Annotated in this window: 16 protein-coding genes and 1 pseudogene; 14 read left to right on the forward strand and 3 right to left on the reverse strand. The window is 69.0% G+C overall.

Going from position 1 to position 15,508, the window contains the following annotated elements:
* Window positions 1-134 precede the first annotated feature (134 nt).
* The 4 genes from ACOJUF_RS24885 to ACOJUF_RS24900 all read left to right on the forward strand — a co-directional run bounded on the left by ACOJUF_RS24885 (window position 135) and on the right by ACOJUF_RS24900 (window position 3,758).
* The gene (locus ACOJUF_RS24885; RefSeq protein WP_420124490.1) at window positions 135-698 is read left to right on the forward strand and encodes a dihydrofolate reductase family protein; all 564 of its coding nucleotides are present in this window, start codon (window positions 135-137) and stop codon (window positions 696-698) included.
* 17 nt (window positions 699-715) lie between these two features.
* The gene (locus tag ACOJUF_RS24890; RefSeq protein WP_420124503.1) at window positions 716-1,495 is read left to right on the forward strand and encodes an IclR family transcriptional regulator; all 780 of its coding nucleotides are present in this window, start codon (window positions 716-718) and stop codon (window positions 1,493-1,495) included.
* A gap of 123 nt (window positions 1,496-1,618) precedes the next feature.
* Entirely contained in the window at window positions 1,619-2,725 is a 1,107-nt protein-coding gene (locus ACOJUF_RS24895; protein ID WP_420124504.1) for a Rieske 2Fe-2S domain-containing protein, read from the forward strand.
* Window positions 2,726-2,732: 7 nt separating this feature from the next.
* The gene (locus tag ACOJUF_RS24900; RefSeq protein ID WP_420124491.1) at window positions 2,733-3,758 is read left to right on the forward strand and encodes a PDR/VanB family oxidoreductase; all 1,026 of its coding nucleotides are present in this window, start codon (window positions 2,733-2,735) and stop codon (window positions 3,756-3,758) included.
* Window positions 3,759-3,783: 25 nt separating this feature from the next.
* Here ACOJUF_RS24900 and ACOJUF_RS24905 read toward each other — a convergent pair whose 3' ends face one another.
* A complete protein-coding gene (locus ACOJUF_RS24905; RefSeq protein WP_420124492.1) occupies window positions 3,784-4,311 on the reverse strand; it encodes a MarR family winged helix-turn-helix transcriptional regulator in 528 nt (175 codons plus the stop codon).
* 210 nt (window positions 4,312-4,521) lie between these two features.
* On the opposite strand from ACOJUF_RS24905, the gene ACOJUF_RS24910 reads away from it, so the two are divergent.
* The 10 genes from ACOJUF_RS24910 (at window position 4,522) to ACOJUF_RS24955 (ending at window position 13,891) form a co-directional block, all read left to right on the forward strand.
* The gene (locus tag ACOJUF_RS24910; protein ID WP_420124493.1) at window positions 4,522-5,451 is read left to right on the forward strand and encodes an SDR family NAD(P)-dependent oxidoreductase; all 930 of its coding nucleotides are present in this window, start codon (window positions 4,522-4,524) and stop codon (window positions 5,449-5,451) included.
* Window positions 5,452-5,456: 5 nt separating this feature from the next.
* Window positions 5,457-6,344 (forward strand): amidohydrolase family protein, encoded by an 888-nt coding sequence (locus tag ACOJUF_RS24915; protein WP_420124494.1) that lies wholly within the window; start codon window positions 5,457-5,459, stop codon window positions 6,342-6,344.
* Window positions 6,341-7,561 carry an acyl-CoA dehydrogenase family protein gene (locus tag ACOJUF_RS24920; RefSeq protein ID WP_420124495.1) on the forward strand — a complete coding sequence of 407 codons (1,221 nt, stop codon included), beginning with the start codon at window positions 6,341-6,343 and terminating at the stop codon, window positions 7,559-7,561. Before ACOJUF_RS24915 ends, ACOJUF_RS24920 begins: the two co-directional genes overlap by 4 nt.
* Window positions 7,562-7,606: 45 nt before the next feature.
* Window positions 7,607-8,938, forward strand: a complete 1,332-nt coding sequence (locus tag ACOJUF_RS24925; protein WP_420124496.1) for an MFS transporter — start codon at window positions 7,607-7,609, stop codon at window positions 8,936-8,938.
* Window positions 8,939-8,987: 49 nt separating this feature from the next.
* Window positions 8,988-9,440, forward strand: coding sequence for a MaoC family dehydratase (locus ACOJUF_RS24930; protein ID WP_420124497.1), 453 nt, complete (start codon window positions 8,988-8,990; stop codon window positions 9,438-9,440).
* A 55-nt stretch (window positions 9,441-9,495) separates the two neighbouring features.
* Window positions 9,496-11,037 (forward strand): acyl-CoA synthetase, encoded by a 1,542-nt coding sequence (locus tag ACOJUF_RS24935; RefSeq protein ID WP_420124498.1) that lies wholly within the window; start codon window positions 9,496-9,498, stop codon window positions 11,035-11,037.
* 105 nt (window positions 11,038-11,142) lie between these two features.
* Window positions 11,143-11,289: a hypothetical protein gene (locus ACOJUF_RS24940; protein ID WP_420124499.1), complete on the forward strand. Its 147-nt coding sequence runs from the start codon at window positions 11,143-11,145 to the stop codon at window positions 11,287-11,289.
* Window positions 11,290-12,151: 862 nt separating this feature from the next.
* The gene (locus ACOJUF_RS24945) at window positions 12,152-12,973 is read left to right on the forward strand and encodes an SGNH/GDSL hydrolase family protein (RefSeq protein ID WP_420124500.1); all 822 of its coding nucleotides are present in this window, start codon (window positions 12,152-12,154) and stop codon (window positions 12,971-12,973) included.
* 271 nt (window positions 12,974-13,244) lie between these two features.
* A complete protein-coding gene (locus tag ACOJUF_RS24950; protein WP_420124501.1) occupies window positions 13,245-13,481 on the forward strand; it encodes a type II toxin-antitoxin system Phd/YefM family antitoxin in 237 nt (78 codons plus the stop codon).
* A 50-nt stretch (window positions 13,482-13,531) separates the two neighbouring features.
* A complete protein-coding gene (locus ACOJUF_RS24955; protein WP_420124505.1) occupies window positions 13,532-13,891 on the forward strand; it encodes a type II toxin-antitoxin system VapC family toxin in 360 nt (119 codons plus the stop codon).
* 29 nt (window positions 13,892-13,920) lie between these two features.
* Here the strand turns inward: ACOJUF_RS24955 and ACOJUF_RS24960 are convergent, their stop codons facing one another.
* Both ACOJUF_RS24960 and ACOJUF_RS24965 read right to left on the reverse strand, forming a co-directional pair.
* Window positions 13,921-15,057 carry an HPP family protein gene (locus ACOJUF_RS24960; protein ID WP_420124502.1) on the reverse strand — a complete coding sequence of 379 codons (1,137 nt, stop codon included), beginning with the start codon at window positions 15,055-15,057 and terminating at the stop codon, window positions 13,921-13,923.
* Between the two features lie 150 nt (window positions 15,058-15,207).
* Window positions 15,208-15,508, reverse strand: a pseudogene (locus ACOJUF_RS24965) (HNH endonuclease); the annotation flags it as partial.

A 15,508-nucleotide genomic window follows, 5' to 3' on the forward strand; every position in this document is an offset into this window, starting at 1 on the left:
GTCTTCCAGGGCACCCCGGCCGAGCTGGTCGCCGACCGGTCCACGCTGACCGGCCAGCACCTGGCCGCCTACGTGGGACGCTGACCCGGATCCACCAGGCGCGAGGACCGACTCACCGAAGAGAGGCCGACACCGTGCGGACACTGACCTACGCGATGAACCTCAGCCTCGACGGCTACACCACCGCGCCCGGCGGCGACCTAGATTGGAGCGTGCCCAGCGACGAGCTTTTCCAGTGGTGGTCCGACCGGGTGGCCTCGACGGGGCTGTCGCTCTACGGGCGCAAGCTGTGGGAGAACATGAGCGCCCACTGGCCCACCGCCGATCAGCGACCCGGGGCCACGCCGGCGGAAGTCGAGTTCGCCGGCCGCTGGCGGGACATGCCCAAGGTCGTCTTCTCCTCGCGGGGAGTTCCGGTCGACTGGAACGCCCGCCTGGTGACCGGGGATGCGGTCGCCGAGATCACCAGGATCAAGTCCGAGGACGGCGGCCGGATGGACATCGCCGGTCCCACGCTGGCTGCTTCGGCCATGCGGGCCGGGCTGATCGACGAATACGTCCTGGTCACCGTGCCGGTCCTGGTCGGCGGCGGCACTCCGTTCTTCACCGCCCTAGACCGAAAGATCAAGCTGCGTCCGGTCGAGACGCGGACGTTCCCCGGTGGCGTGATCATGACCCGGTACCAGACCGAGCGCTGACCCACGCGGAGGTGGATGTGCCGTCGGACGGCAGTTCGGTCACCGCCAAGGTGCTCGCCCTGCTCGGCGCCTTCACCGCGGACGCCCCCGAGCTGACCCTCAGTGAGCTCGCCCGGCGCGCCGGGGTGTCCCTGCCGACCGCCCACCGGCGGGCGGCGGAACTGGTCACCTGGGGCGCGCTGGAGCGCACCGCCGAGGGTCGTTACCGGATCGGCCTGCGGTTGTGGGAGATCGCCGCGCTGGCCCCGCGGGCCCACGGCCTGCGGGAGGCGGCCCTGCCGTTCCTGGAGGACCTGTACGTGGTCACCCGGCAAAACGTGCAACTGGCCGTGCGGGAGGGACTGGAGCTGGTGTTCGTGGAACGGATCGCCGGCCGCGGGGCGGTGCCCGTGCTGACGCGCGTGGGCGGCCGGTTCACCCTGCATGCGACCGGGGTCGGTCTGGTGCTGCTCGCGCACGCCCCCGCGCAGGTGCAGGAGGCGGTCCTGGCCAACCCGCTGCCCCGGTACACCGATCGGACGCTCACCGACCCGTCGTCGCTCCGCCCGGCCCTGGCCGCGATCCGGGCGCAGGGCTACGCGATCAGCGACCGGATGGTCACCCCCGACGCGCTGTCCGTCGCCGCTCCGGTGCTGGGCCGAGCGGGAACCGTGCAGGCCGCGGTGTCGCTGGTCGTCACCGCCGCCGACGACGCCCCGACGCGGGCCCTGATCAACGTCGTCCGGACGGCGGCCCGCGGCATCTCCCGGGCTCTCGGTTACACCCACCCGAATCCTGTTCGTTCTTTCACTGGTTGAAAGTGCCGGCGCGATAACGGACCGTCGATCCGCATGCTTCGGGCCAGCCGCCGTCCCCGCCCGACCGCGCCGCACGGCCGGGCCCACCCACAGGAGTATTGCGTGTCCGTGCTCGACCGACAGATGTCGGCCACCGCCAAGATCTTCCCGCATCCCCGCAACGCCTGGTACGCCGCGGGGTGGGATCACGAGATCACCAGCCGGGCCCCGCTGGCCCGGACCATCGCGCAGCGGCCGATGGCGCTGTTCCGCACGGCCGACGGCCGGCCGGTCGCGCTGGCCGACGCCTGCTGGCACCGGCTGGCGCCGCTGTCGCTGGGCACGCTCGTCGGACGCGACGAGATCCAATGCCCGTACCACGGTTTGCGCTACAACCCGGCGGGTCGCTGCACCGCGATGCCGGCCCAGGAGACCATCAACCCCAGCGCCATGGTCCCGTCGTACCCGGTGGTCGACCGCAACCGCTTCGTCTGGGTCTGGCCCGGCGACCCCACCCTGGCCGACCCGGAGCTGATCCCTGACATGTCGCAGATGGACTCGCCGCAGTGGGCCGGCGACGGCCTGACGATCGCCGCCCAGTGCAATTACCAGCTGATCCTGGACAACCTGATGGACCTGACGCACGAAGAGTTCGTGCACGGGTCGAGCATCGGCCAGGCGGAGCTCAGCGAGTCCGAGTTCCGGGTCACCCACGAGGGCGACACGGTGACCGTCACCCGCTGGATGCTCGACGTGCCGCCACCGCCGTTCTGGCGCAAGAACATGCGCGACCGGTTCCCGGACTTCGAGGGCACCGTGGACCGCTGGCAGATCATCCACTACCAGGCGCCGTCGACGATCCGGATCGACGTCGGCGTGGCCAGGGCCGGGACCGGGGCCCCAGAGGGGGACCGCAGCCAAGGCGTCAACGGCTACGTCATGAACACCATCACCCCGGAGACCGACCGGACCAGCCACTACTTCTGGGCGTTCATGCGGAACTACCGCCTGGAGAGCCAGTCCATCACCACCCAGCTGCGCAGTGGCGTGGAGAGGGTGTTCGGTGAGGACGAGGCGATGCTCACCGCGCAGCAACGGGCCATCGACGCCAACCCGGACTACGAGTTCTACAGCCTCAACGTCGACGCGGGCGGCATGTGGGTCCGCCGGATCCTGGACCGGATGCTGCGGACCGAGGACGCATCCGAAGGCGCGGGTTCCACCGTCACGCCGGCCCTGCGGGTCGGGTGAGCCGGACATGGCCGCCGACACCCAACCCAGCTGGCAGCCCGGCCGGGTGGTCGAGACCGGCCTCGTGGCCGATCGGATCCGCCGCATCACCATCGCCCGGCCGCCCACCGGCCGGGCGCAGCCCGGCGCCCACCTTGACGTCCAGGTCCGGCTGGCGGATCGGGCGGACACCCGCTCGTACTCGATCGTGGAGTCCAACCCGGACGGGTCGCTCCTGACCCTGAGCGTGCTGCTGAGCCCGACCTCGCGGGGTGGTTCCCGGTTCATGCACGATCTGCGGGTCGGCGACACGCTGCCGACCACCCAACCGCTGCAGAACTTCCCCCTGCAGGTCGGCGCCGAACGCTACGTGCTGGTGGCCGGCGGCATCGGGATCACAGCCCTGCTCGCCATGGCCACCGCCCTCCGGTCCCGGCGGGCGGATTACACGTTCGTCTACGTCGCCCGCTCGCGGCATGCCGCCGCCTATCTGGACGAGGTGGCGGCGGAGCACGGCGACCGCCTCGTGGTGCACCTGGACGACGAGGGCGACCCGTTGGACGTGGCGGCGCTGATCGCCGACGTGGCCGCCGGCCGCCGGGCGCACACGACCGAGCTGTACATGTGTGGCCCGATCCGGCTGATGGACGCCATTCGCCGGGAGTGGCGCGTCGCCGAGCTGCCCACCCATCACCTGCGCTACGAAACCTTCGGCAACAGCGGCTGGTTCGAGCCGGAGGAGTTCGTCGTGCGGATTCCCCGGCTCGGCCTGGAGGCCACCGTCGGCCCGGACCGCACGATCCTGGAGGCCCTGACCGACGCCGGCGCCGAGCTGATGTTCGACTGCCGCAAGGGGGAGTGCGGGCTCTGCGTGGTCAGCGTGCTCGACGTCGACGGGGTCATCGATCATCGGGACGTGTTCCTGAGCGATCGGCAGCGGGGGCTGGGGACCCAACTGTGCTCCTGCGTCTCCCGCACCGCGTCCGGCCGGACGGCGTCGTGCCCACCCCGACCGGCCGGGGCGCCCCCGGTCGTGACGATCGACGTTCCCTGACGATCGACGTTCCCTGAGGGCGTCCTCAGCCGCCCGGGCCGGACAGTCGGCCCGGCGGGCCGTCCGGGGCCGGCAGCGCGACCCTGACCAACAGCTCGCCCAGCGTGCGCCGCTCGTCGGCGGTCAGCATGGACAGGCTGCGGTCGTCCGCGGCCTCGGCCAGGGCGTGCGCCTTGCGGAACAGCCGTCGACCGGCCGCGGTGGGGGTGATGATGCGCTGGCGCCGATCCCGGGGATCCGCCTGCCGGGTGACCGCGCCCCGGCCCTCGAGTTCGTCGACCAGGGCGACGATCTGGCTCGGGTCCAGGTTCAGGAACTCGCTCAGTTCCCGCTGGGACGGCTGGAGTCCCTCGCACGCGAGCCACAGGACCGAGAACGCGCGGACCTTGAGCCCGACGGCCTCCAGCGCGACGTTGGCGGCGCCGCTGGTGCTGGCCCGCGCCCGGGCCAGCAGGAACGGAATGTCGCCACCCAGTTCCGAGTGCCGGAACCGGTCCGCCGGAGCGGGGTCGGGCACCACCTCGCCGGCGGTGCGCGTCGTCGGCCGGGACATCGATCCTCCGGATCCGTGACGGTGACCATCGTTGACGAAGTCAAGTGTAGGCGGGCCGCGCCGGCCGCCCCGGGCGACCGGAGACTTGTCGAAGACAATCGTTGACTTTCTCAACGATCGGTGTCATCGTTGCTGGCAGAGCGATTGCGGATCCGGCGTTGTCGGCTCCGTCACAGCGAGAACATCATTCGTCGAGCGAAGGAGCTTGGGGTGTCCGTCGAAGGCAGGGTCGCCATTGTCACCGGGTCCGGGCAGGGCTTGGGGCTGGCCTACGCACAGGAGCTGGCCGCGCAGGGCGCGGCCGTCGTGGTCAACGACGTCAACCAGGACGTCGCCGATGCGGCCGTGGAGTCGATCCGGTCGGCCGGAGGGCGGGCGACCGCGGTCGTCGCGCCCGTCGGCCCGACCGCGACCGCCCGGCAGCTGGTGCAGACCGCCGTCGCCCAGTTCGGCCGGCTGGACATCCTGGTCACCAACGCGGGGGTGCTGCGGGACAGGTCGCTGCTGAAGATGACGGACGAGGACTTCGACCTGGTGATCGACGTGCACCTGCGCGGCACCTTCACCTGCGTCCGCGAGGCCTTCGGCCACTTCAAGGGCAACAACGTCGCCGGCCGGATCATCGCGATCGGGTCGCCGACCGGCCAGCGGGGTAATTTCGGTCAGACCAACTACGCCGCGGCCAAGGCCGGCATCGTCGGGATGGTCCGCACCTGGGCGCTGGAGATGGGCCGGTCGGGGGTGTGCGTCAACGCCGTGGTGCCGGTGGCTGCCACCGCCATGACCAAGACCGTGCCGTACTTCGCCGCCGCGGTCGCCGCCGACGAGGCGGGTGAGCCGATGCCCGACTTCTTCCGCAAGGAGATCGGTTTCGGCACCGCCGCGGACGTCGCCGGGCTGATCGCGTTCCTGGCCTCGGACGACGCCGCCGGGATCAACGGTCAGGTGATCGGGGCCGGGGGCGACCGGATCCAGGTCTGGTCGCACCCCGAGCCGGTGCTGAACCTGTTCCACGACGGCGGCTGGTCGGCCGCCGACCTGACCGACGCCAAGGCCCAGCTGCTGGACGCGGTCCAGTCGGTCGGGGAGAAGTTCCCCGCCCTGCCGGTCGAGTTGCAGCCCGCCCCGGCCGGAGTCTGATTCCCATGACCTACCGGCTGGGCGTCGACGTGGACGCCGTGCGGGCCATCGACACCCACGTGCACATCGAGGTCGGGGACGACGGGCACTGCGCCCTGCCGCAGCCCATCCTGGACGCGGCCACGGCCTACTTCAAGGCGGCGCCGCAGCGGCCGTCGATCGACGAGATCGCGGATCTGTACCGGAGCCTGGAGATCGCGGCGGTCGTGTTCACCGTCGATGCCGGGACCAACCTGGGGCACCCGGGCAACAGCAGCGAGGACGTCGCCGCCGGGGCCGCCCGGCACAGCGACGTGCTGATCCCCTTCGGCTCGGTCGACCCGCTCACCGGCGCGCAGGCCATCGAGCGGGCCAAGCGGCTGGTCGAGGACCACGGCGTCCGGGGGTTCAAGTTCCATCCGTCGGTGCAGGGGTTCGACCCGAGCGATCGGCAGCACTACCCGCTGTACGAGGCGCTGTCCGGGCACGGGCTGCCGGCCGTCTTCCACACCGGGCAGACCGGTATCGGCGCCGGCACGCGCGGGGGATTCGGCATCAAGCTCGGGTACTCGAACCCGATGCTGCTCGACGCGGTGGCCGCCGACTTCCCGGACCTGACGATGATCATGGCCCATCCGTCCGTGCCCTGGCAGGACGAGGCCATCGCCGTCGCCACCCACAAGGCCAACGTCTACATCGACCTGTCCGGCTGGTCGCCCAAGTACTTCCCGCCGCAACTGGTGCGGCAGGCCAACTCGCTGCTGCAGGACAAGGTGCTCTTCGGGTCCGACTACCCGCTGATCACCCCGCAGCGGTGGCTCGCCGACTTCGCCGACCTCGACCTGAAGGATCAGGTCCGGCCGAAGATCCTCAAGAACAACGCGGTTCGGGTGCTGGGGCTGGGAGCGTCATGACCGCCACGCTGACCGTGGGCGAGACGGCCGGCGCGGACGGCGACTTCGCCGCTCCGGCCGACGTGTACCGGTTCGCGGAGCTGCTCACCGGCGCCGAGCGCGCCGTGCTGGCCGAGCTGCGCGCGGTGCTGGGCGAGCATGTTCGGCCGCTGCTCGCGGACTACTGGGAGCGGGGGGAGTTCCCGTACCAGGTGCTGCCCCGGTTGGTCGAGCTCGACCTCATGCGGCCGGCGGCCATCACCGCCGAGGGAGGGGAGCCGAGCGCGCTCTACCACGGGTTCCGCACGTTCGAGCTGGCTCGGGTCGATGCCTCACTGGCCACCATGTACAACGCGCAGTCCGGCCTGTTCCGCACTGCGGTCGCCCGCGGCGGCAGCGCCGGGCAGGTGGCCGCGCTCGACCCGCGGATCCGGTCGTTCGACTACACCGGGGTGTTCGCGCTGACCGAGCCGGACCACGGGTCGGACGTCGCCCGGGGTATGGCCACGACCGCCCGCCGGGACGGCGACGAGTGGGTGATCGACGGGGCCAAGCGGTGGATCGGTGGCGCGTTCACCGTTGACGTGATCGTCGTCTTCGCCGCGGAGCCGGAAACCGGCGCGCTGCGGGCATTCCTGGTGCCGCGCGAGTCGCCGGGCCTGACCCTGCGCAAGATCGGCGGCAAGACGGCGCTGCGGATGATGCAGAACGCCGACATCGCCCTGCACGGGGTGCGGGTTCCGGAGTCCGCGCGGCTGCCGAACGTGCACTCCTTCGCCGATGTGGCCGAGATGCTGCGCCGGATGCGGTCGGATGTCGCGTGGATCGCCACCGGCGTCGCGGCCGGGGCCTACGAGGCCGCCGTCCGGTACACCACCACCCGGACCCAGTTCGGCCGCCCGATCGGCGGTTTCCAACTGGTCCAGGAGAAGCTGGCCCGCATGCTGGCCAACGTCACCGCCTGCCTCGGGGCGGTCGTCCGGCTGACCCAGCTCCAGGAAGGGGGCACCTTCCGGGACGAGGATTCGGCCCTGGCGAAGATGCTGACCAGCCTGCACATGCGAGAAACCGTCGCGCTCGCCCGGGAGGTCTGCGGCGGCAACGGGATCACCCTCGAGACCGACGTCGCCCGCTTCCACGCGGACGCCGAGGCGGTCTACTCCTACGAGGGAACCCACGAGATCAACGCGCTCATCGTCGGCCGGTCCATCACCGGCCGCAGCGCCTTCAACCGTTAGCCGGCCGAGCCTGCAAGGCCGCCCTTCTCGGACTGGGAGACATCAATGACGATCGCCGGTGAAGCCGTGCACACCCCCGAAAAGCGCAAGGAAGTCCGCAGAGTCATCTTCTCCGGCTACCTGGGCAGCACCATCGAGTTCTACGATTTCCTGCTGTACGGATCGGCCTCCGCTCTCGTCTTCCCGACGGTGTTCTTCGGCGGCCTGGATCCGTTCACCCAGGTCATCTTCTCCTTCGGCACCTTCGCCGCCGGCTACCTGGCCCGCCCGATCGGCGGCGTCGTCTTCGGCCACTTCGGTGACCGGGTCGGGCGCAAGAAGATGCTGGTCATCACCATGTTCGTGATGGGGGCGGCCTCGTTCCTGATCGGCCTGGTGCCGGGGTCGGCGGCCATCGGCGGGTGGGCGGCGGTCATCCTGGTCGCCCTGCGGATCGCGCAGGGCGTCGCGGTCGGCGGCGAGTGGGGCGGCGCGGCGCTGATGGCGCTGGAACACGCCGAAGCCCGCAAGCGCGGGTTCGCCGCGTCGTTCGTCAACGCCGGTGCGCCGTCCGGAGCGCTGCTCGGCAGCCTGCTGCTCGGCCTGTTCGCGCTGCTGCCGCAGGAGCAGTTCTTCGCCTGGGGCTGGCGGGTGCCGTTCCTGCTGTCCGCGCTGCTGCTGGCCATCGGCATCTGGGTGCGGACCCGGGTCTCGGAGAGCCCGGTGTTCCTGGCCGCGCTGGCCCAGGCCAAGCAGGCCGACGCCGCCACGGTCAAGGAGCCGCTGCCGCTGTGGTCGGTGCTGCGCCGGCCGAAGGCGTTGATCCTGACCACACTCGGGGCCGGGGCCGCGTTCGCCTTCCAGGTCACCATGGCCACCTTCGCGCAGACCTACGCGGTCGCCGCCGGGGCCGACCGGTCGACGGTGCTGTTCGGCTTCTCGCTCGCCTCGTTCCTGGCGATCTTCGGGGTGGTCCTGGCCGGCGCCCTGTCCGACCGGTTCGGCCGGCGGCCGGTCCTGGTGGTCGGCTGCCTGGCGTGGGCGGCGCTGACCTTCCCGTTCTTCTGGATGTGGGGGTCCGGCAACGCCGTCCTGATCACTCTGGCCTTCGTGATCGGCCTGCAGCTGCAGTCGCTGATCTACGGCCCGCTCGGCTCGTTCATCTCCGAGCAGTTCGGCACCGGGGCCCGGTACACCGGGGCGTCCCTGGGCTACCAGCTGGCCACGCTCATCGGCGGCGGGTTCACCCCGGCCCTGCTGGCCACCCTGTTCCGCAACGCGGGCGGCGAGATCTACACCGTCGCCATCTTCCTCATCGTCATGGGCGTCATCAGCGCCGGCGCCGTGCTGGCGATCCGGGAGGGCCGGGACAACGACCTCACCGCCGTTCAGCACTGACGAAGTCCATCCCCTCCACCATTCTCGACCAACGACAAGGACGATCATCATGACTGTTGTGACCTTCGACGAAGCCAAGGAACTGGCCGGGCGGGACCTCGGTTTCACCGAGTACCGCACCGTCGACCAGGACCGGGTCAACACCTTCGCCGACGCCACCGACGACCACCAGTGGATCCACACCGATCCGGAGCGGGCCAAGGACGGGCCGTTCGGAGCTCCGATCGCCCACGGTTTCCTGTCGCTGTCGCTGGCGATCCCGATGTGGGGCGAACTGCTGGACGTCAAGGACGTGACGACCAAGGTCAACTACGGGCTCGACAAGGTCCGCTTCGTCTCGCCGGTGCCCGTGGGCAGCCGCATCCGGATGGGCGGGGTGGTCGTCGACGTCACCGAGGTCAAGGGCGACGGGATCCAGCTGACCGTCGACCAGACCATCGAGGTGGAGGGCGCCAGCCGCCCGGCGGTCGTCGCCCGCGGCCTGTACCGCTTCTACCGCTGAACGATCCCGCCCACCCGCACAGCGACGTGCCCGGCACGGAAAGGTCATACCAGCCATGAGGAACAAGGGGACCGGCACCTGGATCCACCGGCGTCGGGTGAAGTCGGCCGGCGCGCCCGCGCTCACCGTGGGGGAGAGCGCGATCACCTACGACGCGCTCGCCGACCGGATCGACCGGCTGGCCAACGCGCTGGCCGCCGGCGGCGTCGGCCACGGCGACCGGGTGGCGTACCTGGGGGAGAACCACCCTGCCTTCGTGGAGACCTTCTTCGCCGCCGGCACGCTCGGGGCGATCTTCGTTCCGCTCAACACCCGGCTGGCGCCGCCCGAGGTCGCCTTCGTCCTGTGCGATTCCGGGGCGACGGTGCTGATCCACTCCGCCGAGCTGACCGAGCTCGCGACCATCGGCAGCGACGGGACCGAGGTCCGCCGGCGGATCGTCGCCGACGGCCCGGTCGACGCGGCCGGCCCGGCCGAGCACCTGGAGGCGGTGATCGCCGCGGCCGCGCCCGAGCACCCGGACGTCGAGGTGGACCTGCCCGACCCGGCGATGATCCAGTACACCTCGGGCACCACCGGCCACCCCAAGGGCGCCGTGATCAGCCATCAGAACATCGCCTGGAACAGCTACAACGTGCTGATCGACTACGAGCTGTCGGCGACCTCGGTGGCGTTGATGATCTCGCCCATGTTCCATGCGGCGGCGCTGGGCATGGGCGTGCTGCCGATGCTGCTCAAGGGCGCGAACGTCGTCCTGGAGTCCCATTTCGACGCCGGCCGCGTGCTCGAGCTGATTCCCCGGTACCGGGTCACCGCGCTGTCCGGGGTGCCGACCACCTACCAGCTGATCTGCGAGCATCCGGCCTGGCCGGCCGCAGATCTGAGCTCGGTGCGCATGCTCACCTGCGGAGGTTCGGCGGTGCCCACCCGGGTTCTCGATGCCTACGAGCAGCGCGGGCTCTCGTTCACCGGTGGCTACGGCATGACCGAGACCTCGCCCGGGGCAACGAGTCTGCCATCGACGTTCTCCCGGTTCAAGGCCGGCTCGGCGGGCCTGGCGCACTTCTTCACCGACGTGCGGGTCGCCGACGACGCCGGCCGGGACCTGCCGGCGGGGCAGTCGGGGGAGGTCCAGATCCAGGGGCCGAACGTGTTCGCCGGCTACTGGCAGCGGTCCGACGCGACCGCCGAGTCGTTCACCGCCGACGGGTGGTTCCGCTCCGGCGACATCGGGTATCGGGACGAGAGCGGCTTCCTGTTCATCGCCGACCGGCTCAAGGACATGATCATCTCGGGCGGGGAGAACATCTACCCGGCCGAGATCGAGCAGGTCATTCTCGAGATCGAGGCGGTGGCCGGCGTCGCCGTGGTCGGCGTGCCGGACGAGAAATGGGGTGAGGTACCGCGGGCCTACGTCCAGCTGCGGCCCGGTCACTCGGTGACCAAGGACGAAGTTGTCGAACACCTGTCCGGGCGACTGGCCCGGTACAAGATCCCCAAGACGGTGGTCGTGCTGGACGAACTTCCACGCACGTCCAGCGGCAAGATCCGCAAGCGCGATCTGCGGACGCTGGCCGGCTCCGGCGCGGCCGGCTGATCGGTTGCCGTGGCCGGCAGGCCCGGCTAGCCTGCCGGTCATGACTGAGGGAACGGACATCACCCCGGCCGCATGACGCCCGCGCGGGTGGCCAATGAATTGCAGATGACGGTCAGCGCCGGCCGGTGGGGTCCGACGATCACCGTGTTGGTCGACGGTGACGACCTGCTCGAGCGCACCGCCGGTGGACCGTGGCTGCGGCCGGTCCCGCTGACCAAGGCCACGGACGAACCCGGTCGCGAGGACGGATGACGCCCGGAGAACCGTTCCGTACCAGGCGGTGTCGGCCGTGGCGGGTCACGGTCACGCCGGTGTGGGCCTGTGATGCACGCAGACAGAAACTGCCGATAAGCAGCATTATGTCAGATAATTGTCTGGACATCGCGTCAATGTCACAGGTCCCTTCGAGTGACCCGGACACCTTGACCGGAGGCGCCCACCAACCACACCCGGCAGCTTCGCCAGCGGCACGGCGGCATCATCAGATAGACCGACGGGACCGTCGCCTTCAGCCCCGTGCGCGACTGGCTCCAGTCCGACATCCGCGCTCATCTGCAACCGCCACTAGGTCCGAATCAGCCCGCTATACGCCATGATTGTTCTAGATCTCTGGTCAAGCTTTGACCCAAAGGCTAGGCTTCACAATCAAGTGTCTTGCACCTATAAAGGGGGATAGCCGTGTTTCGCGATATCCGATCCAGGTCCGTCATTCAGGCGAGGAGTCGCCAACCGGTAGCGGGTGTGGACTATAAGCCGGGAAACTCCGCTTACGTTTCCAGCTATGTAGTCCCCAAAGGGTACACGATAGACATCGACGCGTTTCCCGGCATGCGCCTATCAGTTCAGGCTCAAGACCGGCAGCAACCACCCGGGTCGGGCGGGCGACCCCCATTAAAAGACCTGTGGGACATCTTGTGCCCCAGCTCGGTAGTGGGCTGGATATTCGAGATTACCGGCACACAGACTCGGACACTACCCCATTCTCCGACGCATTCGAAACGGATAGAGAAGGCCCTGGATATTCCACTGAGCGGCGAGTACGGCGAGCTGAAGCTTGACCGGTTCACGCCCGGTCGGGCGCTTCCGTGGACGGCGACATTCACTGCTCCTTGGCTTGGAACGTTCACAGTCATGGACGTTCCTCACCTTCGGTCGTAGCGGCGCTACCGTAGCCGACGGCTTGTTAGGACCGCGACGCGAGCGGGACAGCGATGCTTGGTCGGGTCAGCGCGGTCAGCTCCAAGAGGTCGCGGATACTGTCGATCGGCGCCAAATCGATGTCCTGCTGATTTCAATTGGAGGAAATGACTTAGGCTTCTCAACAACTTTGGAGGAGATGGTCTTAACAGGTGCGACTGTATTTTCGATTGGGAAGCAGAAGAGTGAGGTGGAATTTGAGGAGGCAATTGCAGATCGGCTCAAAAGTTTACGCGCGAACATGTTAAGAATGAAGGCGGACATCGAAGTAACGCTCAAGCCCCTGCACGTCTTACTTACAGAATACCCGGCGAACCCTTTCGGTGACTCTGCAGGGAACGCGCGTGAAGGGTGCGAAATATTCTCGACTGGTGCCAATGTGTCGCCTGCGCTGTATGATCTGCTCCACATTGATAAACAGGAAGCGGCGCGGATTGAGCGGGTGGGGATGCGTCTTAACAAGACACTTCGAGAGATTGCGGCTGAGTTTGGATGGGGATTCGTTAGCGGAATCGCCTACGCCTTCGAGGGTCATGGATACTGCACAGAGAAACGCTATTATGTCCAAGCGAGGGAGTCTCTAGGAATTCAGGGCGATACCCAAGGAACTTTGCATCCAAATATCGAGGGCTGTAAGCGTATTGGTGAGCGAATTGCATTGGCGGTACGTAACCTTTATACAGATTCAGTAAGGCCCGTTGATCGAACAATTCGGGCCAACCGCGGCACAACCAGATGAAGCGTGGGCAGTCCTGGTGTATCCCTCCGGGACTGGCGGCTGGAGCAACCGACTGGAACCCGCACCGGCCCTCCGGCCAACGGGCACACGGCCACCCGATTCGGAGCATGTTCAAACTCCAAAGGCTCGGGAGCTCATGAGTTGGCCGACCACCGCGTTCGGCGCACGCGCGACCTCGTCAGATCGACCGCCTCGGCTGATGGCTGGTGATCGTCGGATCCGGACGCCGCGCGCCGGTGACCATCGTGTCTCACCGGTGATACATTCGGTCATGACCATCGTGACGGTTCGGGATCTGCGTAACCACGGCGGCGACGTTCTCGACCGGGTGTCCCGAGGTGAGGCCGTCACCGTCACCCGGGACGGCGTTCCGGTGGCCGAGCTCCGGCCCGTCCGACAGCGTGGACTCACCGCAGCTGAACTGATCGCCCGGCGGCGCAATCTCCCCGATCTCGACCCTGAAGCGCTGCTCCGCGACGTGGACAGCGTGCTGGACCCACGCCTGTGACCCACACCCGCGGAGTGCTCGACACCTCGACCGTCATCCTGCTTTCCCGAATGACCGACCCGTCGACATTGCCCGACGAACCGTCGATCACCGCGATCACCCTGGCCGAACTGTCCGTCGGCCCGCTGGTCACCGATGACGAGGACGAACGCGCGACCCGACTCGCTCACCTCCAGCAGGCCGAGGCGGACTTCGACGCCATCCCCTTCGACGCCGCGGCGGCTCGAGTGTTCGGCCGGGTCGCTGCTGCGTTACGCCGGGCCGGTCGGAAACCCGCCGCCCGGGCCTACGACGCGTTGATTGCGTCGGTCGCGATCGCCGAGGATCTGCCCCTGTACACCTGCAATCCGCACGATTTCACCGGAATCCCGGGCCTGGACCTGCGTCCTGTGCCGCACCCGGATCGCTGAAGCACCACGAAGGCGACGGGGCCAGCGGATCAGGTGCTCGCCGCCGGTCCGGTCGAGCCGGCGGTGGCGTCGACCAGAGCGCGGTGCAGCACGGTGATCAGCTCGGTGCGGCTGACGATCCCCTGCAGGCGGTCGTCCTCATCGACCACGGGTATGTGGCGCAGCCCTTCGCCGCTCATCAGGGCGACGAGTTCGGAGACCGGCGCGGAACCGAGAATCGTCCGGACCGGAGATGTCATGTACTTGCTCACCGGGTCCAGGTTGGCCAGGTCGAGTCGGAAAAGGTCGTAGATGGTGGTGATACCGACCACGTGGCGGTCCTCGTCGACCACCGGGACGGCCTTGACCCGGTCATTGGACATGATCATCCTCACCCGGTACATATTCTCGGTCGATCGGACGGTCCTGACCTCGCGGTTCATCACCGATTCCACCCGCAACTGCCCCAGCCGACGGTTGACGGCATGGTCCTCGACGTCGCGGACCAGCGCCACGATGTCCTGCGGCAGCACGTCCAGCCCCTGATCCAGCCGGCGGATCGCCGCGGCGATCTCGCTGGGCTGCAGAAGCAGGCGCTGACCCGGACCGCCTGAATCCGGCGCCGGCGCGGCCACATGCGGGTAGGCCCGCCCGGTCAGATTGTTGACCGCGGCGGCGATGACCAGCAGGGCCAGGCTGTTGACCGCGATCGGAAACACGGCGAACAGGAAGCCCTGCTGCTGCACGGCGCCGGTGCCCACCGCGGCGAACAGTGCGCAGGCTCCCCCGGGTGGATGCAGGCACCGCAACACCATCATCACCCCGATGGCGACGGCGACGGCGACCGCGGCTGCGGTGATGCTGCCGAGCGGCGTTCCGGTGCCGATCAGCCGCGCAACGCCCACCCCGATGACGGTCGAGATGATGTTTCCGCCGAGCATCGGCCACGGCTGGGCAAGCGGACTCGCGGGTGCGGCGAACAGCAGGACCGCGGAGGCTCCCATCGGGGCGACGATGGCGGGCAGGCCGGCGGGCCCGACGTCGAACGCCCAGCCGGCCAGTCCGGCGGTGAGCAACCCGAGCAACGAGCCCAGCGCCCCCCGGATGATCTCCGATCGTCGGTAGGGCAAGGACTGTGGTCGCCAGGAGCGGAGCCAGAGCGCGACGGAACCATGGAAAGCCTCCATGGTTTCGTATGATCCCGCCTCGGGGGGTGGGCGGAGCTGATCGGCCCCGGCCCGAACGATGCGGAGACGCTGAACACCACGGCGGCGCACAGTGGGATCTGGCCGGGCAACCTTTCGCCTGGGCCGCCAAGGGCCGCCAGTCATCAGCAGCTAGCCGGTTCCGGGCCACTGGAGGTCGATCTCGATGACCGGTAGCCAGGGCCGGGACCTGGGTGGTCGGGGTGGGCGGCTGGTGTACCGGTGCCCGGTCGGGGTGGTCGTGACGATCGTGCCGTCCTGGGTTCGGGTGGCCCACCCGGTCAGATCCTTGGTGAGGTTGCAACGAGCGCAGCGGCCGTTGCCGTTGCCGAGGTCGGTGACCCCACCCCTGGCGACCGCGACCGTGTGGTCGGCGTGCCGGATCGGCGCCCCGCACCACGGCGTCCGGCACACCTGGTCCCGCACCGTCAGG

It is taken from the genome of Nakamurella sp. (genome assembly GCF_048594475.1).
In the GTDB taxonomy this organism is placed as follows: Bacteria; Actinomycetota; Actinomycetes; order Mycobacteriales; family Nakamurellaceae; genus Nakamurella.

Bases quoted from the DNA above. Each gene is read 5' to 3' on its own strand.
- ACOJUF_RS24905 (WP_420124492.1), bottom strand. From the start codon at position 4,311: ATGTCCCGGCCGACGACGCGCACCGCCGGCGAGGTGGTGCCCGACCCC.
- ACOJUF_RS24930 (WP_420124497.1), top strand. From the start codon at position 8,988: ATGACTGTTGTGACCTTCGACGAAGCCAAGGAACTGGCCGGGCGGGAC.
- ACOJUF_RS24940 (WP_420124499.1), top strand. From the start codon at position 11,143: ATGACGGTCAGCGCCGGCCGGTGGGGTCCGACGATCACCGTGTTGGTC.
- ACOJUF_RS24935 (WP_420124498.1), top strand. From the start codon at position 9,496: ATGAGGAACAAGGGGACCGGCACCTGGATCCACCGGCGTCGGGTGAAG.
- ACOJUF_RS24960 (WP_420124502.1), bottom strand. From the start codon at position 15,057: ATGGAGGCTTTCCATGGTTCCGTCGCGCTCTGGCTCCGCTCCTGGCGA.
- ACOJUF_RS24915 (WP_420124494.1), top strand. From the start codon at position 5,457: ATGACCTACCGGCTGGGCGTCGACGTGGACGCCGTGCGGGCCATCGAC.
- ACOJUF_RS24920 (WP_420124495.1), top strand. From the start codon at position 6,341: ATGACCGCCACGCTGACCGTGGGCGAGACGGCCGGCGCGGACGGCGAC.
- ACOJUF_RS24925 (WP_420124496.1), top strand. From the start codon at position 7,607: ATGACGATCGCCGGTGAAGCCGTGCACACCCCCGAAAAGCGCAAGGAA.
- ACOJUF_RS24950 (WP_420124501.1), top strand. From the start codon at position 13,245: ATGACCATCGTGACGGTTCGGGATCTGCGTAACCACGGCGGCGACGTT.
- ACOJUF_RS24895 (WP_420124504.1), top strand. From the start codon at position 1,619: ATGTCGGCCACCGCCAAGATCTTCCCGCATCCCCGCAACGCCTGGTAC.
- ACOJUF_RS24955 (WP_420124505.1), top strand. From the start codon at position 13,532: ATGACCGACCCGTCGACATTGCCCGACGAACCGTCGATCACCGCGATC.
- ACOJUF_RS24900 (WP_420124491.1), top strand. From the start codon at position 2,733: ATGGCCGCCGACACCCAACCCAGCTGGCAGCCCGGCCGGGTGGTCGAG.